23 protein-coding genes are annotated in these 23,814 nt (G+C 43.6%); 3 read left to right on the top strand and 20 right to left on the bottom strand.

Features of this window, described 5'->3' with window-relative positions; genetic code table 11:
* Positions 1–4: 4 nt before the first annotated feature.
* The 6 genes from mdxG to LWH95_RS00550 form a co-directional block, all read right to left on the bottom strand.
* The gene (gene mdxG, locus LWH95_RS00575; protein WP_100276358.1) at positions 5–841 is read right to left on the bottom strand and encodes a maltodextrin ABC transporter permease MdxG; all 837 of its coding nucleotides are present in this window, start codon (positions 839–841) and stop codon (positions 5–7) included.
* Positions 842–2,149, bottom strand: a complete 1,308-nt coding sequence (mdxF, locus tag LWH95_RS00570; RefSeq protein WP_232918744.1) for a maltodextrin ABC transporter permease MdxF — start codon at positions 2,147–2,149, stop codon at positions 842–844.
* A gap of 39 nt (positions 2,150–2,188) precedes the next feature.
* Positions 2,189–3,442, bottom strand: a complete 1,254-nt coding sequence (locus LWH95_RS00565) for a maltodextrin ABC transporter substrate-binding protein (protein WP_232918742.1) — start codon at positions 3,440–3,442, stop codon at positions 2,189–2,191.
* Positions 3,443–3,536: 94 nt separating this feature from the next.
* The gene (locus LWH95_RS00560; protein ID WP_232918740.1) at positions 3,537–5,306 is read right to left on the bottom strand and encodes a glycoside hydrolase family 13 protein; all 1,770 of its coding nucleotides are present in this window, start codon (positions 5,304–5,306) and stop codon (positions 3,537–3,539) included.
* A gap of 112 nt (positions 5,307–5,418) precedes the next feature.
* Positions 5,419–6,369: a LacI family DNA-binding transcriptional regulator gene (locus LWH95_RS00555; RefSeq protein WP_003235345.1), complete on the bottom strand. Its 951-nt coding sequence runs from the start codon at positions 6,367–6,369 to the stop codon at positions 5,419–5,421.
* A gap of 254 nt (positions 6,370–6,623) precedes the next feature.
* Positions 6,624–7,199, bottom strand: coding sequence for a TIGR00730 family Rossman fold protein (locus LWH95_RS00550; protein WP_232918738.1), 576 nt, complete (start codon positions 7,197–7,199; stop codon positions 6,624–6,626).
* Positions 7,200–7,316: 117 nt separating this feature from the next.
* Between LWH95_RS00550 and LWH95_RS00545 the strand changes: the two genes are divergently transcribed.
* On the top strand, positions 7,317–7,637 hold the full coding sequence (locus LWH95_RS00545) for a MazG-like family protein (protein ID WP_232918855.1): 321 nt from the start codon (positions 7,317–7,319) through the stop codon (positions 7,635–7,637).
* A 27-nt stretch (positions 7,638–7,664) separates the two neighbouring features.
* Here LWH95_RS00545 and LWH95_RS00540 read toward each other — a convergent pair whose 3' ends face one another.
* Together LWH95_RS00540 and LWH95_RS00535 are read right to left on the bottom strand one after the other, a co-directional pair.
* Positions 7,665–9,257: a SulP family inorganic anion transporter gene (locus LWH95_RS00540; RefSeq protein ID WP_232918736.1), complete on the bottom strand. Its 1,593-nt coding sequence runs from the start codon at positions 9,255–9,257 to the stop codon at positions 7,665–7,667.
* An 18-nt stretch (positions 9,258–9,275) separates the two neighbouring features.
* The gene (locus LWH95_RS00535; RefSeq protein ID WP_080010878.1) at positions 9,276–9,869 is read right to left on the bottom strand and encodes a beta-class carbonic anhydrase; all 594 of its coding nucleotides are present in this window, start codon (positions 9,867–9,869) and stop codon (positions 9,276–9,278) included.
* Between the two features lie 393 nt (positions 9,870–10,262).
* Between LWH95_RS00535 and LWH95_RS00530 the strand changes: the two genes are divergently transcribed.
* Positions 10,263–11,240, top strand: a complete 978-nt coding sequence (locus LWH95_RS00530) for a 2-hydroxyacid dehydrogenase (protein ID WP_232918733.1) — start codon at positions 10,263–10,265, stop codon at positions 11,238–11,240.
* 36 nt (positions 11,241–11,276) lie between these two features.
* On the opposite strand, the gene psdB is transcribed toward LWH95_RS00530, so the two are convergent.
* The 4 genes from psdB to psdR form a co-directional block, all read right to left on the bottom strand.
* Positions 11,277–13,217, bottom strand: a complete 1,941-nt coding sequence (gene psdB, locus LWH95_RS00525; protein ID WP_232918732.1) for a lantibiotic ABC transporter permease PsdB — start codon at positions 13,215–13,217, stop codon at positions 11,277–11,279.
* Positions 13,192–13,971, bottom strand: coding sequence for a lantibiotic ABC transporter ATP-binding protein PsdA (psdA, locus tag LWH95_RS00520; protein ID WP_084993518.1), 780 nt, complete (start codon positions 13,969–13,971; stop codon positions 13,192–13,194). Before psdA ends, psdB begins: the two co-directional genes overlap by 26 nt.
* A gap of 82 nt (positions 13,972–14,053) precedes the next feature.
* Positions 14,054–15,124, bottom strand: coding sequence for a HAMP domain-containing histidine kinase (locus LWH95_RS00515; protein ID WP_232918730.1), 1,071 nt, complete (start codon positions 15,122–15,124; stop codon positions 14,054–14,056).
* On the bottom strand, positions 15,118–15,831 hold the full coding sequence (gene psdR / locus LWH95_RS00510; protein WP_060399562.1) for a two-component system response regulator PsdR: 714 nt from the start codon (positions 15,829–15,831) through the stop codon (positions 15,118–15,120). The genes LWH95_RS00515 and psdR overlap by 7 nt, the downstream gene beginning before the upstream one ends.
* A gap of 144 nt (positions 15,832–15,975) precedes the next feature.
* Here psdR and LWH95_RS00505 point away from each other — a divergent pair, with 144 nt between their 5' ends.
* Positions 15,976–16,185, top strand: a complete 210-nt coding sequence (locus LWH95_RS00505) for a hypothetical protein (RefSeq protein WP_060399563.1) — start codon at positions 15,976–15,978, stop codon at positions 16,183–16,185.
* 35 nt (positions 16,186–16,220) lie between these two features.
* Here the strand turns inward: LWH95_RS00505 and LWH95_RS00500 are convergent, their stop codons facing one another.
* The 8 genes from LWH95_RS00500 to cwlO form a co-directional block, all read right to left on the bottom strand.
* Complete coding sequence (locus LWH95_RS00500; RefSeq protein WP_232918728.1) at positions 16,221–16,985, bottom strand: arylamine N-acetyltransferase family protein; 765 nt, start codon at positions 16,983–16,985, stop codon at positions 16,221–16,223.
* Complete coding sequence (locus tag LWH95_RS00495; RefSeq protein WP_003219835.1) at positions 16,986–17,243, bottom strand: HPr family phosphocarrier protein; 258 nt, start codon at positions 17,241–17,243, stop codon at positions 16,986–16,988.
* Between the two features lie 23 nt (positions 17,244–17,266).
* Complete coding sequence (whiA, locus tag LWH95_RS00490) at positions 17,267–18,217, bottom strand: DNA-binding protein WhiA (RefSeq protein WP_232918726.1); 951 nt, start codon at positions 18,215–18,217, stop codon at positions 17,267–17,269.
* A 23-nt stretch (positions 18,218–18,240) separates the two neighbouring features.
* Positions 18,241–19,194, bottom strand: a complete 954-nt coding sequence (gene mgfK, locus LWH95_RS00485; RefSeq protein ID WP_232918854.1) for a gluconeogenesis morphogenetic factor — start codon at positions 19,192–19,194, stop codon at positions 18,241–18,243.
* 1 nt (position 19,195) lies between these two features.
* Positions 19,196–20,083, bottom strand: coding sequence for an RNase adapter RapZ (rapZ, locus tag LWH95_RS00480; protein WP_003235371.1), 888 nt, complete (start codon positions 20,081–20,083; stop codon positions 19,196–19,198).
* A 24-nt stretch (positions 20,084–20,107) separates the two neighbouring features.
* Entirely contained in the window at positions 20,108–20,584 is a 477-nt protein-coding gene (locus tag LWH95_RS00475; protein ID WP_014481002.1) for an 8-oxo-dGTP diphosphatase, read from the bottom strand.
* 320 nt (positions 20,585–20,904) lie between these two features.
* Positions 20,905–21,855: a thioredoxin-disulfide reductase gene (gene trxB / locus LWH95_RS00470; RefSeq protein ID WP_003228139.1), complete on the bottom strand. Its 951-nt coding sequence runs from the start codon at positions 21,853–21,855 to the stop codon at positions 20,905–20,907.
* A 220-nt stretch (positions 21,856–22,075) separates the two neighbouring features.
* On the bottom strand, positions 22,076–23,488 hold the full coding sequence (gene cwlO / locus LWH95_RS00465) for a peptidoglycan DL-endopeptidase CwlO (RefSeq protein WP_232918724.1): 1,413 nt from the start codon (positions 23,486–23,488) through the stop codon (positions 22,076–22,078).
* Positions 23,489–23,814: the final 326 nt, after the last annotated feature.

The raw sequence follows: 23,814 nt of genomic DNA, 5'->3' as shown, positions 1-23,814 counted from the left end.
CGAATTACCCCTTTGTTCCGCCGGCTGTCAGCCCTGACACAAAGTTCTTTTGGAGAATAAAGAACAAGACGCATATCGGCAGTGCGGCCAATATAGCTCCGGCCGCAAACAGGGCGACTTTTTGCTGCTGCGGATTTGAAATGAAGGACTGCAATCCTACAGCGATGGTCAGCCTTTCCGGTGAGCGGAGCAAAAACTTCGCCAGCAAATAGTCGCCGAACGGTGCCATAAACGCCCAAAGCGCTTGTACCGCAAGCATCGGCTTAACAAGCGGCAGAACAATGGAAGCGAAAATCCTCAGATGTCCCGCCCCGTCAATTCGCGCGGCTTCATCAATTTCTCTCGGCACAGTATCAAAATAACCTTTCATCAGCCACGTGTTCATCGGAATTCCGCCGCCGATATAGATTGCTGTCAAAAACCAGTATTGATCAAGTGCGCCTATCAGCATTGCCAGAACGTAAAAAGCAGTCAGCGCTGCCATCGTCGGCACCATTTGAATGATTAAAAAGAATACCAGGCTCTTTTTTCGGCCTGCAAACCGATAGCGGCTGTACGTATACCCGGCAAGCGTCACAATCGTAACCTGCAATACCATGACCGATAGCGCAATGACAAGTGTATTGCCGTACCAATGAAGATAAAGTGTCTCGTCAAATAGCCGCTTAAAATGATCCAAAGTCCAAGAACCCGAAAAATCAAGCTGAAAAGCCGTTGCATTTCCGACACGGAAAGCGGATGATGCCGTAATCAGCAACGGATATATAATGACAATACTTAGCAGCGTCAAAAATAAATAGGTACAGATTCTATTAAGCATTCTGGCAGTTCTCACATTCACCTACATAACCTCCTCATTGCCAAAAGCATTCGATTTTTTAAAAGCAATCAGGGAAATTCCAATGACAATGAAAGAAATTAATAGTGTAACAGCCGCGGCAACGGAATATTGCGGTGATGTGCCTGTTGTCAGTTTATAAATCCAAGAAATTAAGATATCGGTCGACCCGGCTCCGGCTCCCGCGCTGCCCGGTCCTCCCTCATTAAATAAGTAGATAATCGAGAAGTTATTGAAATTAAACGTATACTGGGTAATCATCACGGGTGCTGTCGCAAATAAAATCATCGGGAATGTAATATGTTGAAAACGCTGAATAAAAGTAGCCCCGTCAATCTTTGCCGCTTCATACAGTTCACCTGGGATGGCCTGAAGCACTCCCGTTATCATGACATAAATATAAGGAAAGCCGAGCCAGGTCTGAACCATAATAAGGGCTGTCTTTGTCCAGAAAGGATCAGTCTTCCACGCGATCGCCGGCACCTCTACGAACGGCAGGTGATTTAATAATGGAATCACCTGTGCATTCATCGCCCCTATGCTGTCGTTAAAAATGTTCGAAAAACTCATGATTGTAATAAAAGCCGGAACAGCCCATGGAAATAAGAAAATCATTCGAAATATCCGCTTGCCCTTTATAAAATCCTGATTGACGAAAAGTGCCGTCACGATACCCAAAATGATTTGCAGCGTTGTTGCACAGATTGTCCAGATAATTGTCCAGCCCAGTACATTCATAAATGTTTCACGATAGGAGCCAAGGAAAAAAATATTCAAGAAATTTTTAAAACCGACCCAGTCAATCAGACTATTAGGCGGAATATGATAAAAATCATAGTTTGTTAATGCAACAAACAGAGTCACCAAAACCGGAAAAATAATCACAAACACCATCATGATATATGCCGGCAGTGTAAATAAATATGGAAACCCTTTATCACCCGCATGACAGATCATATCCTTGGCCGTTGTATTGACCTCCAAACCCGCCGCCTTCATAGCGGCGGTCTTACGTGAATCATGAATATTAAAGATATAGAACATGAGGAAAATCAGCGTCACGATCAATTGCAGTGTGCCTTCAATCAGCATAAACAGTGAGTGGTCTTCACCGGGAACACTTCCCAAGGTCATCAATCCGGTTAGCGCTTGAATGCCGAAAACGCTTAATTCAAGAGCAAACAAACCCGTGATGACAAGAAACAAGATCCCCTTTGAAAACTGCTGATTCGCAATCTGCCCAAGCCCTGGAATGATCGATAAAAGCCCTGCCTTTCGTTTTTGCTTTGCAAGTGTGTGGTGTGTATTCATTTTTTCGCCCTCTATTCTTCCGGACGCTGTCCCGCCGTTTTATTTCACATACTTTTCTTTGATATTGTCCTTTATGACGTTTACAGCATCATTCGCTGATGTTTGCGCCGCTTTTTTTCCTGAAACCGCATCAAAAATCAAACTTTCCGCTCCCGTCCATACCTCAGCCATTTCCGGAATATTCGGAGTCGGTGTCGCTGTTTCATATTGTTTAATCACAGCTGACGTCAGCTCATTTTTTTGCCCATCCGCTTTCTTCCTTGCAGCTGTATTGGCCGGAACTTCGTTTGTATCCTCATAAAAAGCGTAAGCATTGGCATCATTTGTAGCATACTCAAGCCATTTTTCAGCCAGTTCGGGTTCTTTTGTATATTTTGAAGCAACCCAGCCCTTGCCGCCGGCAAAAGGAGCATATTCTTCTCCATTTGGCAATGTCGGAATAGGAGCCGCTCCGTAGTTCAATTTAGCCTCTATATAGTTGGCAGCTGACCAAGGTCCGCCGATGATCGCACCCGCTTTGCCGTCTAAAAACATCTGCTGAATAAAATCGTCAGCGCTTGAATTGTCTTGCATGCCTTTTGGCCAATAGGTTTTAAACCATTTCTCCGCATATTTCACCGCTTCTACAGCCCCTTTATTGTTCAGGCCGATGTCCCCGGAATCTGTTCCGTTTTTTCCAAATACATATCCGCCGTAACCGGCCAACAAACCGTACGACATATAAAAGTCAGTCCATTTCGCTAAAAATCCGGTTGATTTTCCTTTTTCCGAAGCAAACGCAAACCGGGAATCCTCTGTTAATTTTTCAAGATCTTTAAATGTTTTTGGTGCTGTTTGTAAGAGATCTTTGTTGTAATACAAAACAAGTGTTTCAATGACTAGCGGCATACCATACACCTTGCCGTCAACCGTTACCTGCTGCATCTCTTTATCGCCAAAACTTTTTGTATTAGATGGCTTAATATCAAGCAAATGTCCTTGCTGGCCCAAACCGCCGATCCGGTCGTACGCTGCAAGCATAACATCAGGTGCATTACCTGCCGGGCCATCAAGAGGAAGTGCTTCCAATTGCTCGAACATTTGCTTTTCAACAACTTTTATTGTGACATCATTCTCTTTTTCAAACTTTGCTTTTATGCTTTCAATGGATTCTTTATAGGTTTCTTCGACAGACACAGTCAGTACTTTTTTGCCATCAGAGCTTGTCGGATCTTTTGAATTTGAACAGGCGGCGAGACCGAATGTCAGGACTGATGCCGCCAATAAAGCGAACCCCTTTTTAAAAAGGATCATCTCTTTTCCCCCTTCTATTTATGAATCTATAACAATTGTATGGGCCTATAGAAAGCGGTTACAACATCTTTTGATTTGTTACCGATAACAGAATTTAAACAGGGACGGCAGCACCCAAAATAAAAAATTCTCCCGGCTGAACGGCAATCACATCGCTATGATGGAGCGGCTGCTCTGTCCATACATCGTAGATTTTCTTATTCCTTTCAATATTCAAATCCCGTAAACTGACAAGTTGAGCCGCATCCCCCTGATTAAAGAAATAAATCAGTGTTTTTTCATCAAGAGTCCGTGAAAAACTAATAAAGTTGTTTTGGTCATCCAGCAGATTCCACTCAAGATTTCCCTCAGTCAATAAAGTGTTTTCCTGTTTGCGTAAAGCAATTAACCGCTTCATAAATAGAAGCATTTCTTGATTTTGCTTTTCTTTTTCCCAAACCATACATTTCCGGCATAAAGGATCATTTTCGCCGTCCAGCCCGATTTCTGTTCCGTAATAGATGCATGGTGAACCTGTCTGGGCAAACATAAAGGCCAGCAGAGCGCGTGCTTTTTTCTCGTCATTGCGGCATCTGGTCAAAAGGCGTTTTGTATCATGGCTATCCAGTAAATTAAACATCACCTCATTGACCTGCTTCATCCCATTCATCAAATGTGCATTTACACGGTGGGCCATACGCGAGGCTGGAATCGCCCGGTCAGCAAAATATTCAATCATAGGCTCTGTAAAAGGATAATTCATCACCGCATGAAATTCATCTCCTCTAAGCCAAGGTTCGGCAGAATGCCAGATCTCTCCTAAAATATAAAGGTCAGGCTTTTCTGCTGATACGGCTTGCCTGAATGTCTTCCAAAAAGCGTGATCCACTTCATTGGCCACATCCAAACGCCAGCCGTCAATGTCAAATTCGCGAATCCAGTACAAAGCAATATCAAGCAAATATCTCTGTACTTCGGGATTAGCCGTATGTAGCTTCGGCATATCAGGTGTAAACGCAAACCTATCATAATTGCCTTCTTTGACAGGAAAAGAGTGAATATGGAACCAATCTTTATAGCGGGATTGAGCTCCGTTTTTCACGACATCCTGCCACTGCGGAGAAGCGCTGCCTATATGATTAAAAACAGCATCAAGCATAATTCTCATCCCCCGCTGATGAAGCTGGCTGACCAATGTGCGAAAAAGCTCCGGATCTCCAAAATGCGGATCAATGGAATAGTAGTCCAGCGTGTCGTATTTATGATTAGAAGGCGCGGAAAAGATCGGAGTTACATAAATTCCGTTCACCCCTAAATCCTCTAAATAATCAAGCTTGTCAACAATTCCTTGCAAATCTCCTCCAAAAAAATCATTGACGTCCGGATCCTTGCTCCCCCACGGTAATACATTCTCCGGCGATAAGTCTTCTCTTCCATTAGCAAAACGCTCCGGAAAAATTTGATACCAAACCGTTGATTTGACCCACTCAGGCGCTTGGAATGTATCGGCCTCGTGAACAAATGGAAGTTTAAAATAATAATGGATCGTCTCCAGCGTTTTTTCGTTATAAGGGCATACACCTGAACTTCCGAAAAAGATGTCTTCCTGATGGTCTGTTACAACAAACGCATATTGCAAACGCCTAAATGGCGGCACCACTTCAGCAAACCAATAATCATGCATTTCTGTTGCGGCAATTTTCCTCATCGGCAGCTCGTTTGCCGACCACCTGCCGACGTTGTACTCATAAGGATCGCCCCAAATTAATGAAATCTGATTTGCATCACCTTTTTTCGTCCGAATCTTGATATGCACTGTCCGCCCGTCATAAGAATAAGCATCAGAACAGAACGGCTGATGATGAATCGCTGCATATTCCATCATGTCTCCCCCTTTGATTTCCGTTTTATTTAGGCCGGCTCTTAGTTTGAAAGTATCATGATGAAATAGCTGGAACAATCCTTTTTACCTTGTTACCGATAACAGAATAAGGCTCTTACAGAGTTGATTCACGTACAATTAACTCTGGCTCAAAAAATAGATTTCCTTGGGCAGCACCGTCTTCATTCATTTTTTTCAAAAGCATCCTCGCACAGGCTTCCCCCATTTCAACAACAGGCTGTCTGACCGTAGTCAGCCGAGGCGAGGAGATACGATCAAGAAAAACGCCGTCATTCCCGGTCACAGCAACGTCTTCAGGAATTCGTTTCCCAAGCGATTGCACCGCACGAATGACGCCGAGCGCGATTCGATCGGATGCACAGACAAATGCGGCCTGATTGTCCAGGGATTTCAGCACTTCTTTTGCAAGGCATTCACTTTTTTTAGAACTGTTGTCGATCCGGAAAATATTCGTTTTTCTAAAGCTTTCATTCATCGCCCGAATATACCCCTGTTCTCTGGAACGTTCAAAAGGCTCATCTAAATCAATGCCAAAAAAGACAACTTCCCGCTCCCCCAGTCCTATAACGTGGCGGGTTGCCATAAAAGTGCCTTTCTCGTTATTCACATCAATAAAGTCATAGCCCATTTCATTTTCCCCAAATACGACCAGCGGCTTTTCAAAGGCTTTGATCACACCTTCAAAATCGGTCTTTCTCAAGCCGGTAGCAATAATGCCGTCGCATTGGCCAATATTGAGAGAGTTTCTTGTCACAAGCTGCAGAGCATAATGATTGCGATCCAGCTCCCGGCTGATTCCGGTCAGCAGGTTCATGTAATATGGTTCTGTCGTATCCATTTCCTCAAGAATCAACAGTTTGACAACCTGTGTTCTGTTTTGCACAAGCGCTCTTGCCGCATAATTAGGGATGTAATTCAGCTCTTTCATTGCAGAATGAACAAGCTTTTTCAATTCATCTGTCACCGTCTCAGGATGATTAATCACTCGTGATACCGTCATTTTCGAAACATTTGCCTTTTTTGCCACATCTGACAATGTTGCCATTTTCATCCCCTCCTTACCTGTGCTTATTATCCAAACTAGTGAAAAAGTCCTTTATTACAACTGAATATACGATGCAGCAAAAAGAAATTTAAAAAAGAGATTTCCTTTAGGAAATCTCACATTGTCAAAAAACTCGATTTTTAGTTGATTCTCCACCTGGATTACTGCCCCGGAATATAGTGAATCAACGGCCGTTGACCGAATACGATAGGCGGCTCACTCACTAACTCTCCTTCCCTGAAGAAGGCTCTTTTTTAGATCTCCGTCCACTTTTTCTCTAAAATCGGATAAGAGTAGTTCTGCATTTGCTCAATTAACTCATCAGGGCGTGAAGCACTGTGGATCAGCTTAAGGTGTGAATCGTTAGAAAACCCTTCTTGAATGCTGTATTTGATCATTTTCATCATCGGTTCAAAATATCCGTTCACATTGTACAGTCCGATCGGCTTTTGGTGGATGCCGATCTGCGCCCAGCAAAGCACTTCAAATAATTCTTCATATGTACCGAAGCCGCCCGGCATAGCGATAAAACCATCTGCCAGCTCGCTCATTTTAGCCTTTCGTTCATGCATCCCGTTTACTTCAATCAGTTCAGTCAGATTTTGATGGACAACCTCCCCGCTGAACAAACCGCTCGGCATGACCCCGATTGCAGTTCCGCCGTTTTCCATAATCGCGTCAGCAATGGCGCCCATCAAGCCTACGCGGGAGCCTCCATAGACAAGGCCGATTCCCTGCTCAGCCATGTACGCGCCAAGCTCTGCCGCTTTTCTTTTATACGCTTCATTTCCCCCCGGGTTTGACCCCGCAAATACACAAATTGTTTTCATCTTGTCATCTCCGCATCTATATATCGTGTTAAATATTCAAAAAACACACTATATATTGTCCCACCTTCATGTGATAATATCAATATGAAATACATAAAGAATGCAGGAGTGATGATGTTGCAGCTGGCTGATGCAGAAAAATGGATGAAGGAGTTTTACGAAAAAAGAGGCTGGACAGAATACGGACCGTTTATTCGAGTCGGCTTTTTAATGGAGGAAGCCGGAGAACTGGCCCGGGCTGTCAGGGCATATGAGATCGGCAGAGACCGGCCGGGTGAGAAGGAATCGACACGAGCTGAGCAAAAACAAGAATTGATTGAAGAAATGGGAGATGTCATCGGAAATATCGCCATTCTTGCTGATATGTACGGTGTCTCCTTAGAAGACGTGATGAAGGCCCACCAAGAAAAACTGACAAAACGATTTGAGCATGCATAAAAAAAGCGGCCGCATTGGCCGCTTTTTTTAACCTGTGATTTCATCATGGTGATCAAAGAAATGCTGCTTCCCTATTTTGTGAAATAGGCCTGTTTTATGCAGCAGCTCCTTCGGCTGCGATTGCAGTCCTACAATCATCAGCTTTCCGTTGTGGCGTTTAATTCTATTCATAATGTTGCCAAGCACTGCTTCAGCTGACGTATCCATGTAGTGCACCTTATTCATGAGCAGAATGAGGGTCTTAGGCTTTTTCTGCACATGCTCCAGCAGTGAAGATTCAAGAGAATCAATTGACCCGAAAAACAGCGGCCCTTCTATCGCATACATGCTGACAGATGGATCTTCTCTCTTCGCCAGAACAGGATGCGATTCCTGATTGTGGATGCGGGTCGCTTCGCTCATTCTTCTGATGAAGAAGACAAATGCGAGCAGCAAGCCGGTTGCCACACCGACGATTAGATCAAACAGAACCGTAAGAACAAAGGTCGCCGCCAAAATAAAGGAATCAGCGTTTTTCAGTCTCAGCATGTTTGCGACTTCCTTCCGCTCACTCATATTCCATGCGACAACCATGAGAATCGGCGCCATACTGGCAAGCGGTACATGGGATGCATAAGGCGCAAATACGATCAGTACAAGCAGAACGACTACACCGTGAACGACCCCGGAAACAGGTGAAACCGCTCCGTTTTTAATATTGGTTGCCGTTCTGGCGATCGCTCCTGTTGCCGGAATTCCGCCGAACAGCGGCGCAGCCATATTCGCAATTCCCTGGCCGACAAGCTCCTTGTTGCTGTCATGCTTTGAGCCCTTCATGTTATCAGCGACCATTGCGGACAAAATCGACTCAAGGCCGCCAAGAAGCGCGATGACAAGCGCTGCCGGAAACAGCATGACCATTTTATCCAATGTAAGCTCCGGGAACTGAAATTCCGGCAAATGGCGGGGAATTTCTCCATATGTTGACCCGATCGTTGCCATGCGATCAGGGAAAAATACAACCGCGACCAGTGTGGAAATCAGAAGAGCCAATAAAGCGCCCGGTACTTTAGGCATCACTTTGGCGGATACAAGCAAAATGACGAGCCCGATCACTGCTGTCAAAATGGCATACATATTAAAGGTGCCGAGCTTCTGTGCAATTTCAAACATGTTGTGATGAAAATTCTCATGTTTTTCAACATTTCTCAAACCGAGAAAATTAGCGATTTGCTCCGTGAAGATGAGCACGGCAATTCCGGCTGTAAAACCGACGATAACGGGCTTCGGCACGAATTTCATAATTTTTCCGAGCTTAAACAGCCCGAACAGCACCAGCATCACTCCTGCCATAAACCCTGCAATCAGCAGGTTCTCCAAGCCGTACTGCATCACAATGCCGAATAGAATCGGGACAAAGGCGCCTGTCGGACCGCCAATTTGATATTTGGATCCCCCAAACAAGGAAATACAAATCCCTGCCACCACAACAGTGTACAGCCCGTATTCAGGCTCGACTCCCGAGGCAATGGCAAATGCCATCCCTAAAGGAATTGCCACGACACCTACTACGATACCTGCAATCAGGTCTTTCTGAAATTTCTGCAAATTGTATCCCTTGAATCTCCCTGAGAATCGCATATTTTGTTATAACCTCCCTTATAAATGTGTGTTTATGAGCTCAGTTTCATAACCGTTAATGACGACATCAAGTTTTCCTGTTTCAGGATGAATGACAAGCCCGTGAACCGGAACCTTTTTCGGCAGCAACGGATGGTTCTTGATCATGTTTACACTGTGGGAAACGCTTTCTTCTACGCTGTGAAAACCGGTCAGCCATGATTTCAAATCAAGTCCGGCGCTCGACAGCAAATTCAGGCAGCTTTCTTCCACCCCGCGTTCCTTCGCTTTCTCGAGAATCGAAGACGCATTCAGTCCTGACATCCCGCATTCATGGTGGCCGACAATGCATACCTCTTCAGCCTGCAATTCATAAATCGCTACCAGTATGCTTCGCATCACACTTCCAAATGGGTGAGAAACGATGGCTCCCGCGTTTTTCACAATTTTAGCATCACCGTTTTTAAGTCCCATTGCTTGCGGAAGAAGTTCTGTGAGCCTTGTATCCATACAGGTGACAATGACGAGCTTTTTTGAAGGAAATTTTGTCGTTTTGTACGGTTCATACTTCTTCTCTCTGACAAATCGCTGATTGTGTTCCAAAATTGATGTTAAAGAAACCATTTGATTCATCTCCCATCCATATGATTTTGCAAGCCTTCTTACCCAGCTTACAGTAAGGAATTATAGCATAGGAATACGCCGCGAAAAGGCTTTCAAAAAAAGACACTATAATTGGACTGTAGAATCAAAACATAAAAATTTATATCTTTCAAAGATAATAAAATTTATATTTAATGAATCCTATAATCTGGATGCAGCTCGCATATTGATGATTTGTCTGACAAAAAATATAGGTGAATTCAGATAATTAAAAAACTTTTTTAAGCGATTTTAGCTACTCGTTCAATTTTTATATCCATTTTAAGTTCAAAAGAACCAGAAATTCAAATGAACGTAGCTATATTTTTAACATCTATTTATTTCCGATATAATGAAAGAGACAACAGCCATAAAGGGGGAGCCTTGTTGAAACCATTTGTATTTATCACAAAACCGATTCCTGAAGAGATAGAAGCATTCATCGGTGAACATTGCCGTTATGAAATATGGCAGGAGGATACGCTTCCGAATGACGTGCTTTTTGAAAAATTAAAAGATGCTGAAGGGCTTTTAACTTCAGGAACATCCGGACCGTCAATCAATCGTGAACTGCTTGAACATGCGCCTAAGCTCAAAGTGGTCAGCAATCAATCCGTTGGGTATGATAACTTCGATATAGAAGCCATGAAAGAAAGAAGTGTCGTCGGCACTCATACACCTTATACACTGGATGACACAGTTGCGGATCTGGCCTTTTCTCTGATTCTATCTTCCGCCAGACGTGTTGCCGAACTGGACCGTTTCGTCAGAGCCGGAAAATGGGGAACCGTTGAAGAGGAAGCGCTTTTCGGTATTGATGTTCATCATCAGACGTTAGGCATTATCGGCATGGGCAGAATCGGCGAACAAGCAGCAAGACGCGCCAAATTCGGCTTCGATATGGACGTGCTTTATCATAACCGCCATCGCAAACAAGAAATTGAAGACAGCATCGGCGTCAAGTACGCTGAGCTTGATACATTGCTCGAACAATCTGATTTTATTCTGCTCATCACACCGCTGACTGATGAAACATATCACATGATAGGGGAACGCGAATTTAAGAAGATGAAGGATTCAGCAATTTTCGTCAATATTTCCCGGGGAAAGACGGTTGATGAAAAAGCACTGATTCGCGCCCTTCAGGAAGGCTGGATTAGGGGAGCCGGCTTAGACGTGTACGAGGAAGAACCTGTCGCAAAAAACAACCCCCTTTTGAAGCTAGATAATGTGACTTTACTGCCGCATATCGGCTCAGCAACAGCGAAAGTACGCTTCAATATGTGTAAACAGGCTGCCGAAAACATGGTCGCGGCCATCCAAGGGAATACACCGAAAAATCTGACAAGAGAATTTCAATAAATCAAAAATCCGGTCTGATCCAGACCGGATTTCATATTACATATGCTGGAGAACAGCGCGCTTATAAATATGACGAGTCACGATATAATAAACAGCCTGGAACACAAAATAAATGAAGATGACAATCACGGCCTCAAGAAATAAGTTGGAATTCAGCATGTTGCTTAACGCCGCATACGCAAAACCGGCGTGAATGGTGCCCGCGATAAATGGGATGAAGAACAAAAATCCAATTTGTTTTCCGAGGATGGAGTGAATCTCTTTGTCCGTAATCCCCATTCTCTTTAATGCTAAAACTTGCACTCTCGTATCTTCTATTTCAGTAAACATCCGCAAATACAGCATACTTCCTTGCACGATAAAAAACAGCACGCTGACAAACAGACCGATAAACAGCATTAATGCGACTCCCTGCTTCACAATTTGATAACTGGGAGCACGCGTTTGAAAATCAGATGTATGTTCTTTCGGCACCATGTTTTCAAGCTTTTCAGAGACATCCACCGCCTCCTGCCAATGCTCAAGCTCATAACCTACCACTCTCATCTGTTCCTTCAGCGGCACATCATGTGTCAGGCTGTCAAAGCTCTTTTCACTGACAACCAATAAACGGCTGACTCCCTCGACTGACATCAATATCCCTTTGTTCTGCTGCTTTTTCATGACGTAGGAAAGTGTTTTTCCTGACTTCATATGAAATGCTGCTGTTTCCCCTTCTCCAAATGTATCTTTCACCATCATTTGAAAAGGAACATTGATAAACGCTTCATTTTCTTGTAAATGAATAACAGGGAAACCTTTTTCCTTTGCGACTTGATTATAGATTTTCTCTGAAATCAGCAAGGCCTCGGCTTCCGCTTTCCTGTTCCCATATGGCGAGTCTGATTGAAAAGTGACAGGAATTCCTGTGGCATTTACCTTATACTTGATGTCAGCATCAGCTTTTTTCAATGTATTCTCAGCCGTCTCAGGCTTCATCACCTGAAAGCTGGAAGCGTCTTTTTCTACCCAGGCAACAGATTGGGGAATGCTTTGCTCCTCTTGTCTTTCTAAATCAGCATAAAACATATAGATAACACCTGTAGCGGTTAAAATGACCGCCGTAATGACAGAGGTTAAAAACAGCATTCGTGCATGATCCTTCAGCCGGAAGATCATGTTGGAACGGACAATGATATTCGTTCCTTTATAAAAGCTGTGTTTCTTTCTGTACAGCATGCGGAAAAACGCCACACTGCTTTGTGTAAAAAAGAAATACGTCCCGATTAACACTAAAATTAAAATCGGAAAGACACGAAATACCATATCAATCGCATTCGCCGTGGCAGACAAATAATAACCGCCAGCCAGACAAAGCAAGGACAGCACAGTGAGCCACTTTGAATAAGCCGGCAAGCTTTTCGGCTTTCGGGCCGATTTAATTAGCTCAATGATTTCCAGCTTGCGAATCCGGCCCAGCGATAAAATGAGCAGCGTCTGAAACAGGATGAGAAAGCCCGCAACAGTCATCACAAACGCTTTCGGCACAATGGCAAACGAAATCGGCACTTTCACGCTGAGCATCCATGTCATAATCATAAAAAACAGTTTTGAAAATAACAGCCCTGCTCCAATGCCTGCGGCAATCGCCGCAAGAGAAATGAGGGACTGCTCATAATAAATCATTTTGCGAAGCTGCTGCTTTGATGTTCCGAACAGCGTCAGCAGCCCAAACTCTTTCTTTCTCGCCTGCAAAAATGCAGAGTTCGAATATGAGATGAAAAATATACAAAACACAATGATGACGACAAGAGCTGCGCTCAAGCACGTTTTGACAAGGCTTCCGCCATATATATTGTCTTCATTGACATCAGGGTGAAAAATAAAAGATGTGAAGACAAAAAACACCGAAACGGCAAACACACAGCTTAAAAAGTAGGCGACATATCTTTGCAGATTCCCAAGAATGTTTTTACGGGCGACGGTTCTCAAATTCATGAAAATCGCCTCCCAACACACTCAAGGTATCCAATATACTTTGATAAAACACCTGCCGGTTTGTCCCTCTGTGAATTTCTGAAAAGAAACGGCCGTCTTTAATAAACACAATCCGTTTACAGAAGCTTGCCGCTGTGGCATCATGCGTGACCAATAAAATGGTCGCTTCCTTTTCTTCATTCAGCTGAGCCAGCGTGTTCATTACTTGTTTAGCCGATTTTGAATCAAGGTTTCCTGTCGGTTCATCGGCAAGAATGAGCGCCGGATTGTGAATAATCGCTCTGGCACAGGCCGCGCGCTGCTGCTGTCCGCCCGACACCTCGTATGTCCGGTGGTCGAGAATATGCTTGATTTGCAGCGTATCCGCCAGTTCTTCCAAGCGGGCTTCCATTTCTCTCAGCTTTACCTTGTCCAATGCGAGCGGCAGCAAAATATTTTCCCGAATCGTCAGCGTATCAAGCAGATTAAAATCCTGAAAGACGAAGCCGAGTTCTCTTCTGCGAAACAGAGCCAGGTCTTGATCCTTTAACGTTTTCGGCTGAATGCCGTTGATCATCATCTCGCCCTGAGTCGGCTTATCAATGGTGGCCAGCAAATTCAGGAGCGTGGTTTTTCCGCTTCCCGACGGCCCCATAATCCCGACAAATTCTCCTTTCGCCACACTGAGATCAAAGTCGCTGAGCGCTTGGTATGATATCGTTCCTTTATTTGAATAGTACGTTTTTGACAGGTTCGTTGTTTGTAACACGTTCATGTTCTGCTCCTCCTTTTTCTTTATTATAAAAAGGAAGTCAGCAGCCTCCCATCGAACTTTCTTTCAAATCTGCTCTCCAACCTTACAATGCTGTCACATTCACCAGGGTATCACTTGAAAACACGATGGTCATCACAGTGCCAGTCCCTTCTTTTGATTCCGCATAAAGCTTATGGCCAAGCCGGCTGCACACCTGTTTTGCTAAATAAAGACCCATTCCCGTTGCTTCTGTCATACTTCGCCCGTTTTCCCCGGTAAAAAACGCGTCAAAAATCCGCGGCAGATCCTGCGGCGGTATGCCGATGCCTTCATCAGCAAGCGACAGGCGCGTCTCATGTCCCTCTGTTTCAATCCGGATTGTAATATGGTCACCCGCACCTTGCTTTGAATATTTCAAAGCGTTGAAAAGAAGCTGCTCAACCACAAAGGAAAGCCACTTTTGATCACTGGAAATCTGAACGGCGTTTGCCGGCACATGCAATTTAGGAAAAAGGCGCCGTTTGATAAACTGCCGTTTTTCCTGATTAATAAGTGAACGGACAAGCTCGGTCAAATCAAAGGTTTGCGGCCTTACATCGAACGCAAATTCCTCCAGCCGTGCCGTTTGCAGCATCATATCAAGACCATGGCGAAATCTCTCATTTTCACTCTCCAGCTCCTCTAAAAACGTCGGAAAAGAAGAAGCGGTTCCGTTTTTTCCTTCCTGAATCATTAAGGAAATAACAGATACCGGTGTTTTCATATGGTGGACCCATTGATTGGTGAAGGTATAATGCTGTTTTTGCTGATTCATATATTGTAAGAGCCTGCCCTCGTATTGCTGCCCGAGTGCGTTGATCATTTTCGTCCAAAGAGCTTGCTCTCGTGTTCTTGGCTTTCGGGCTTTCAAAGACGGTCCAATGTCATTCGAAGAAGAGGCTTGTTCTGCAAGCTTTTTAATATATGTGAGAAAGGAAAATTGCCGGATGTAATCAGCAGCAAAACCGGCAGCTAAAAGAGCACCGGGCAAAATCCATATGTACATCATATTTTCGGCGGAAGGCTCTGCGCCGCTCTCTATGATGCTTAAATACGCAATCAACATGGCGGTCCCTATCCCTAATAATGAAAATAGAATAATGGCTAAGCGGTCGATGAGATAAGTCTTTAACACTCCGGTTCATCCTTCCGATTGACTTGAAATTGATAGCCTTGTCCTCTTATCGTTGAAATGCAATCTTTCAGTCCGGCATTCTCCAGTTTTCTCCGCAGCCGATTGACATTGACCGTTAACGTATTATCATCGACAAAATCAATGTCATCCCATAAAGCCTCCAATAGTTCATCACGGGAGACGATTTTTTTATGCTCCCTCACGAAAATCGATAGGAGCTGAAATTCTTTTTGTGAAAACAAGATGCGGGTGCTGTTCCACTCGGCCTCATTCTGATCAGGATAAATCGTCAGCCCGCCAAGCTCCACTATTCTTGATTCCTGTGACAAAGAAGGCGAGTATTCTCCATAGGTGCGGCGCAGGACGCTTTTGATTTTGGCCATCACTACCTCTAAATGGAACGGCTTCGTGATATAATCATCGCCGCCATTTTCAATCGCCATCACCTGATTCAGCTCATCAGTCCGTGCTGATATAAAGATAATCGGTGCATTGGAAATGGTACGGATTTGCCTGCACCAATAAAACCCGTCAAAAAAAGGCAGGTTGATATCAAGCAGCACAAGATCCGGCTTCATTTCTGCAAATTCCAATTTTATATCATTCAGCTGTTCAGCAATTTTCACTTCATATCCGTATTTTTGAAGATGACCGCCCAGCAAAGAAGCAATCCGGTCATCATCTTCCACAAGCAAAATTCGATACACGTTTATCCCCCTTATATTCTGCACGATGATTTTTCTAGAAGATTCCAAAATTATTATAGCATGTAGAGAATCGTACATCGGTCTTTTTCTATTCGTTATGATAGAATATAAAAGGGAAAAATTTCATAAAAAGCAGGTGTCGCGATGAAGAAAATCATGCTGCTTCTAACAACTACGTCAATTCTTTCAGCATGTCAGCCGAACTATACCGGGAAATACATAGAAATTGGGGATTCACTAACTGAATACACCAAAGAGTGCTTTAAAGAGAATCACATTCCTTATCAATATGAAAAGGGAAAACTGTATATCCCAGAAGATGCATTTGATACAGTAATCAATACTTGTTCATAAGAAAAAGCTTGCAGACACGCTGCAAGCTTTTCTCGTTACAAAAAATGGGTATTTAATTTCTCTTCAAACTCTGAAGGGGCGATGTCACTTTTTTGAGCCTCACCGCCGTTTTCATGAATCGTAAAATGGCGGTCTGACATGACCATCCGCCCGTTCGGTGTCAGTTTTGAGGCAAGAAGTGATTTGTTAAAAGGAGATTTTTCATGAGAATGAATCATGTCCTTCATGTCACCTAAATCACCGGGATCACTCTCTTCAAGAGTAAAGGCGTAACCGATTTGCCAGCCTTCCCCTTTGTCCATCAACAGAACATGGCTGCCCTTTTCTGTCTCTTCCTCTTTGATTCGGAATGACCCGACAGGAGATTGTACCGTTTCTCCAGAAAGCGGTATCGGCTGGAGCGCCAGGTTGATGCCAAATCCAATATCAACGATATAATCGCCTTTTTCCGCAGACAGCAATACAGCAGCATGCGTTCCTTCTAATGCCCATTCTTCTTGTTGTCCTGCATAAACCGTTCCCCGAATAAGCTTCACATGAAATCCGGCCTCACGCAAGACAAAATAAAGAAAACCATTTAAATCGTAGCACAGGCCGCCGTGCTGTTCTTTGACCAGGCGGCGCCATAGCTCTTCTTTTGTTATGTTGTAATTCTCTTTTGAGAGTACGGCACGGTTTTCAAATGGAAAACGGTATGCCATTGATTTGAGAAAAAGGGGGAGATCAACGAAGCTGACATGGTCTTTCTCCCAGCCGATTTTCTGAAAGCAGTCTTTTAGAAAGTCATTCATCTTTATCACCTAAACTTCTTCTTGAACATAAGCAGCCAGCTTTTCCAGCGCCTCCTGTTCGTCTTCTCCCTGGGCGATCAAGGTAACCTCAGTACCTGTGCTGACCGCAAGGCTCATCAGCCCCATGATGCTTTTTGCGTTTACTTTTTTCCCATCCTTCTCAAGAAACACATCTGACGTAAACCGGTTTGCTTCTTGTACAAACAAAGCAGCAGGACGCGCCTGCAGTCCTGTCTTTAATCGAACTTCCACTTTCTGTTGAACCATAAGATCTCCCCTTTTCTTTACGGTTATTTTAAAGTGACGGTTTGCCCTGTCCGCAGCTGTTCTGCGATTTCGTCAAGTTTTCTCAGCCTGTGGTTGATTCCTGATTTGCTGATTTTCCCGCTTGCTACCATTTCCCCCAGCTCTTTCAGCGTCACTTCCTGATAATCAATCCGCAGCTGCGCGATTTCCCGAAGTTTTTCAGGAAGCGCATCCAGGCCGATTCTTTCATCGATGTATTTAATATTTTCCACCTGTCTGAGCGAAGCGCCGATCGTTTTGTTTAAGTTGGCTGTTTCACAATTGACGAGGCGGTTGACTGAATTTCTCATATCCCTGACGATTCTGACATCCTCAAATCGCAGAAGCGAATTGTGGGCGCCGATCACGTTCAGAAACTCAGTAATCTTTTCCGCCTCTTTTAAATAAGTGATATAGCCTTTTTTCCGTTCGAGCGTTTTGCTGTTTAGCTGAAACTCATTTAGCAGGTCGCATAATGAATCGTTATGCTCCTTATAAAGAGAGAAGATTTCTAAATGATACGAGGAGGTTTCCGGGTTATTGACCGAACCTCCCGCTAAAAATGCCCCTCTCATATAAGAACGCTTGCAGCATCTCTTTTTGACCAGCTCTTCCGAAATACTTCGTTCAAACACAAAATTCTCTCCGAGTATTTTTAAATCCTCTAAGATCGCTTTTGCATTTTCTGAAAATCGCACAATATAGACGTTGTTCTTTTTCAGCCGCATTTTCTTTCTGACCAGCAGCTCGACCGATACATCATATTGTTTTTTCAGCAATGTATAAATGCGGCGGGCAATCGCCGCATTTTCGGTTTGAACGTCAAGTACGAGATGGCGGTTTGTAAATGATAAAGCTCCATTCATCCGGATTAGTGCAGACAGCTCCGCCTTAATGCAGCAGTTTTTCACTTCCAGATTCGTTAATTCTTTTTTTGTTTCTGATGCAAATGACATATTAGCCACCTCATTTCAAGGCTTCATTCTTTCAATAAATCAACAAGAAGAGAGGCCACTTTATGTGTATCGTGACGAATTACGTCATTTTTATACGTTACGATTTGATCTCTGATGACTTCAAGCCCCATCGCTTTCAGCTCTTCGATATCAAAATCTACAGGACGCGCCGATTCCATTTCGTACTTACGTTTTATTTCGTCAGGAATGTCTTCGCTGTTGACTAATATCGTATCAATAAAACCGCAGCCCATATGCTGATTGAGCGCTTTCACGTGATCAGCAGCGGTGTAATGGAGCGTTTCGCCGGGCTGAGTCATCACATTGCAAATGTATACTTTTTTCGCCGTCGCCTTCACCACTTCTTCCCCGATCTTTGGGACGAGCAAATTGGGAAGAATGCTTGTATAGAGGCTTCCCGGGCCGATAATAATCAAATCCGCTTCCCTGATCACGTCTATCGTTTCCGGCAGCGGATCAATATGTTCAGGCGTGAGAAAAACACGCTTAATGCGCTGCCCGTACGCCGGGATCGTGGACTCGCCTGAGACCACGCGGCCGTCTTCCATCTCAGCATGCAGAACGACACTGGCATTGGCAGCTGGCAAAACCTTTCCACTTACATTCAGTACCTTGCTCATTTCTGTGACAGCGTGAAAAAAATCACCGGTTATATTTGTCATCGCTGCCAAAATCAAATTCCCGAGAGAATGGCCTGTTAAATCATTCCCCTTATTGAAGCGGTGCTGAAAGAGATCTTCAACAAGCGGCTCCACATCGGATAAAGCGGCAAGCACATTTCTGATGTCTCCGGGAGGCGGAATTTGCAATTCATCCCGCAGACGGCCAGAGCTTCCCCCATCATCGGCAACTGTCACAATGGCCGTAATGTCAACAGGTTTATGCTTTAAGCCCCGAAGTAATACAGAAAGACCCGTACCGCCGCCAAAGATTGCAATTTTCGGCTTTTGTCCCATCTTATTTCCGGCTTCTCTTTTCAATGTCCCGGTGAGTAACATGAGTATAGTAATCCTTTTTGAAATAATCAGCTAAATTTTCGGCAAGTGTCACAGAGCGGTGCTGGCCCCCTGTGCAGCCGATCGCAATAACGACCTGGCTTTTTCCTTCTCTTTTGTAAGATGGAAGCATAAAGCTCAGCAGATCGATTAATTTTTCATTGAACTTTTGCGTTTCATTCCACTTCATGACGTAAGAGGATACCTCTTCATCCTTGCCAGTCAGCGGCCGCATGCTTTCGATATAATAAGGATTCGGCAAAAATCTGACATCAAAGACGAGATCTGCGTCAATCGGGATACCGTATTTAAAACCAAATGACATGACATTCACGGTAAATGTCTCCCCTTGGTTTGACGCAAAGTGCTTTACGATTTTTTCGCGTAAATCACGCGGCTTCATGTCCGACGTATCATAAATGATTTGAGAGCGGCCTTTTAATTCCTCAAGCAGCTCACGTTCCAGCGCGATGCCTTCAAGCGGCAGGCCAGTCGCTGCCAGCGGATGCGAACGTCTCGTTTCTTTATATCTCGTGACAAGAATGGAATCCTTCGCGTCCAAGAATAAAATTCGCGGTGTTATCCACGGATTTTCCGCCATTTCATCAAGCGCTTCGATCAGCCGGTCAAAAAATTCACGCCCGCGCAAATCCATAACGAGCGCAACCTTGCTCATTTTCGAATTTGATTCCTTCATCAGCTCTAAAAATTTAGGAAGCAATGATGGCGGAAGATTATCGACGCAGAAATAGCCGAGATCTTCAAAGCTTTGAATGGCGACAGTTTTCCCCGCGCCCGACATTCCGGTTATAATGACAAGCTGAATATCATGTGATTCACTAACACTCATCTTTCTCCCCCCTGACTTGTCTTTCTATTTGATATGCTGCGGGTCTAATCGATAACTAAGCAGCTCAAAGTCCGGTGTATACGTAAATGTGCCGTGCAGCAGCCCTTGTCCCTTCATCATAAAATCAAGGATATGGCCGTCTCCCGGGGCCATAGGCAGGTTTTGTATGTCATTGACATCGTGCCACTGCAGCTTGCCCTCCTCTGATTCAGATACATTTTGTCCTGTATAAGAATCAGCGACAAACGTAAACATCATCCACTCAGAGACAATGTGGTCACCGTCTTTAATAATAAAGGTAAAAACGCCTTTTAACTGAGGATTTATGATATAGATACCAGTCTCTTCTCTGTACTCTCTGATGACGGAGTCTCTGACTGATTCTCCGCTCTCCATCTTGCCTCCCGGCGCGACCCACCAGCCGCGTCTCGGCTTTTGAAGCAAAAGAACCTTGTCATCCGTCTGAAGCACACAATTTGTCACTCTTTGCAAGTACGTCACCTAACCTTCTCGTCCTGTCATCGTCTCTTTATTATACCGCTTCAAGATGCCTCCCACAATGAAGAGACATTGACAATCTTTTCTTCTATTTTACAGCATATTCATCCCTGGGTTCAGATGATTTTGCTGTAACAGGCATCCGTCTTTTATTTTTGGACAAAAAAAGGACACGGATAACTGGAGAATCCGTGCCAAAAAAGTGTATTCATTATAAAAAGGGGGTCAATTACTTTATTAATCATAACCGAAAAGCATTACACAACTGTTACAGCGGAATTAAAACCCAGTAACGTTATGTGAAGCTCGTATGACAGCCCTTTTTATTTTAAGGTTTTCAGCGTTTCTTGGAGCTCTTCGACATAATGCTGTACGCTTTGTGCCGCAATACTTCCGTCTCCTGTAGCCGTTACGATTTGGCGCAGTGATTTTTCGCGAATGTCTCCGGCAGCGAAAATACCTTCAACCTTTGTTTCCATTCGGTCGTTTGTTTCGATGTAGCCTTCTTCATTCGTAATGCCCAGATTTTCAAACGGTTTAGACAGAGGAAGCATGCCGATGTAAATGAATACGCCGTCTGTTTTGAATTCACTTTCTTCACCGGTTACCGTATCGACAAGCGTTACGTTACCGACTTTGCCGTTTTCCTCATGAATTTCCTTCACGGTTTTATTCCATAGGAAGTCAACTTTTTCATTATCAAATGCTCTCGCTTGAAGAATGCTTTGCGCACGGAGTTTATCACGTCTGTGAACGATCGTTACTTTTGAAGCGAAACGTGTCAGGTACACACCTTCTTCAACAGCAGAATCTCCGCCGCCGACAACGACAAGCTCTTTGCCTTTAAAGAAAGCACCGTCACATACCGCACAATAAGACACACCGCGGCCGCCCAATTCTTTTTCGCCAGGCACGCCGATTTTTTTATACTCCGCACCCGCGGCAATGATCACAGCGCGTGCTTTATATTCTTTTGAACCGGCTTTAACCACTTTGTACTCTTTGCCATCAACGACTTCTTTAATATCACCATAAGCGTATTCAGCGCCGAATTTTTTCGCGTGTTCGAACATTTTGTTGGAAAGCTCAGGTCCGAGGATGCTTTCGAATCCAGGATAGTTTTCTACATCTTCCGTATTGGCCATTTGCCCGCCGGGAATTCCTCTTTCAATCATTAATGTCGATAAATTTGCTCTTGATGTGTATACAGCGGCCGTCATCCCAGCAGGGCCCGCGCCGATAATAATCACGTCATAAATTTTCTCTTCTGACACACTATTCACTCCTTAAACCGTCTTTTCAAGTTGGGGGCTTTTTCTAATAAGATTAGAATCCCCATCAAACGTATTCCTTACCCATATCCTATAAAATCTCAAGGTGATACGCTATTTTTTTGCTCATATTTTTTCTCATCACGATTAAATGTATTTTAAAAGGGTATATATGTTAATAAAGAAAGAGCCTTCTGTTCATAGAAGGCCCTTGTCTTATTTATTATTGAACAACACGTCTTACAACGCCTTTAAATGCTTTTTTCCAGTAAACGTTGCTCATTGAGTCAACAGATACACCATGAGATGTATTGTCGTTTAGGAAAGTACCGTTTCCTAAGTAAATTCCAACGTGACCGTTTGTTTTGTATGTGTCAAAGAAAACTAAGTCTCCGCGTTTCATTTCAGACGCGCTGACAGCTTGTCCTCTTGCAACTAACGTATCAGTTGTTGTTCCGCCTACAGGTCCAAGGTTCACACCTGCAGAAGCGTATGCCCAGCGTACGAATGATGAGCAGTCAAAAATACGGTTGTTGATATCAGACTGAGTGCGTCCGCCGCCAAATTTGTACGGAGATTGTCCTACAATGCTTGAACCAACGCTGATCGCACCTTCAATTCCGCCTGAATTGCTGATAACAGTGCCGCCTGAGTTGCTGTTTGAGCCGCTGCTCTTCTTAGAAGATGAGCCGTTAGACGAACTGTTTGATGAACCGTTAGAAGAGTTGTCTGAAGAATCATCATCAGATGAGCTTGCTTTTGCTGTTTCAGTTGTAGCCGTTTGGCTGTCATCTGTTTGTGTCTCATCAGATGCTTTTTGTGCTTCTTCCTGCTTTTTGATCAAGGCAGCCGCAGCTTCTTGTTCTTTTTTGATACGTGCTTGTTCAGCTTCAGTATCTGCTTTTTGGTTTGCAAGTTCAGATGCTTCTGATTTTAATTCAGAAATCGCATCAGCCGTTTTCTTCTGGCTTGCTTTTGCTTCATCGAAAAGCTTGTCTTTTTCATCAAGCTGTTTATCAAGGTCTTTTTGCATTGTTTCTAATTTAGCCAATGCAGCTTGAACTTCTTTCAGCTTGTCATTCAAATCCGCTTCAGAATCTTCAAGCTTCGCTTTATCCTGCTCTTGCTGCTTGATTAAATCTTTGTCTGCATCCACAATAGATGAAACCGCAGTCGCGCGAGAGATAAAGTCACCAAAGCTTGTTGATCCTAAAAGAACATCTATGTATCCTTGAGATCCGCCGCTTTCCTGTAAAGAACGAACGCGTTTTTTCAGGATTTCGTTGCGTTTTTCGATGCGGGCTTCTGTCTCTTTAATCTCTTTTTTCAGTTTTTTGATTTCTTCTTTTGTTTTATCGTTTTCTTCTTTTTTATCTTCGATCTTGTTGCTTGTATCAAGCGCCTTAGCGTTAATGTCTTTCAGTTCTTTTTCAATCTTTGATTGATTTGCCTGAAGCTCAGTTAATTCTTTTTCCTTCGCTTCGATGCTGGAAGCAACCTCAGATTGCTTGCTTTCGATTTTTTGTTTCTTTTCATCTAATGTTTCCGCCGATGCAGTTTTACTTGTAAATGGGATCAAAAAACTGCTTGTCCCGATGACGGAAGCCAAACCAAGTGTCAATAAACTCTTTCTCACTTTTATATCCTCCCTTTTACTGTGAACCTGTCCTCATTTGGAATCGTATTTTAAACATCAAGTTTCGTTCCTCATACTCTACGAGGAATGATGGTTGTTTATGGTTAATTATTCTGTGCATCTCTTATTCTGGTTGTATAGCGTTTATTTCACATCATATGTAAAAAACACTAATTCCTTATGTACGAGAATCATTATACCATCAAGTTTCGACAAATTAGCGATAAATTTTATTACATTTGTGTTTCAAACAGATGTCAAGTCGCCCATCGTTTGTCATTTTTCTTAAATGAGTAAAAAAGCTGTCGATATTATTTTATTAATAT

It is taken from the genome of Bacillus sp. G16 (genome assembly GCF_021282335.1).
In the GTDB taxonomy this organism is placed as follows: domain Bacteria; phylum Bacillota; class Bacilli; order Bacillales; family Bacillaceae; genus Bacillus; species Bacillus inaquosorum.
This window is presented reverse-complemented; position numbering and strand designations above follow the sequence as displayed.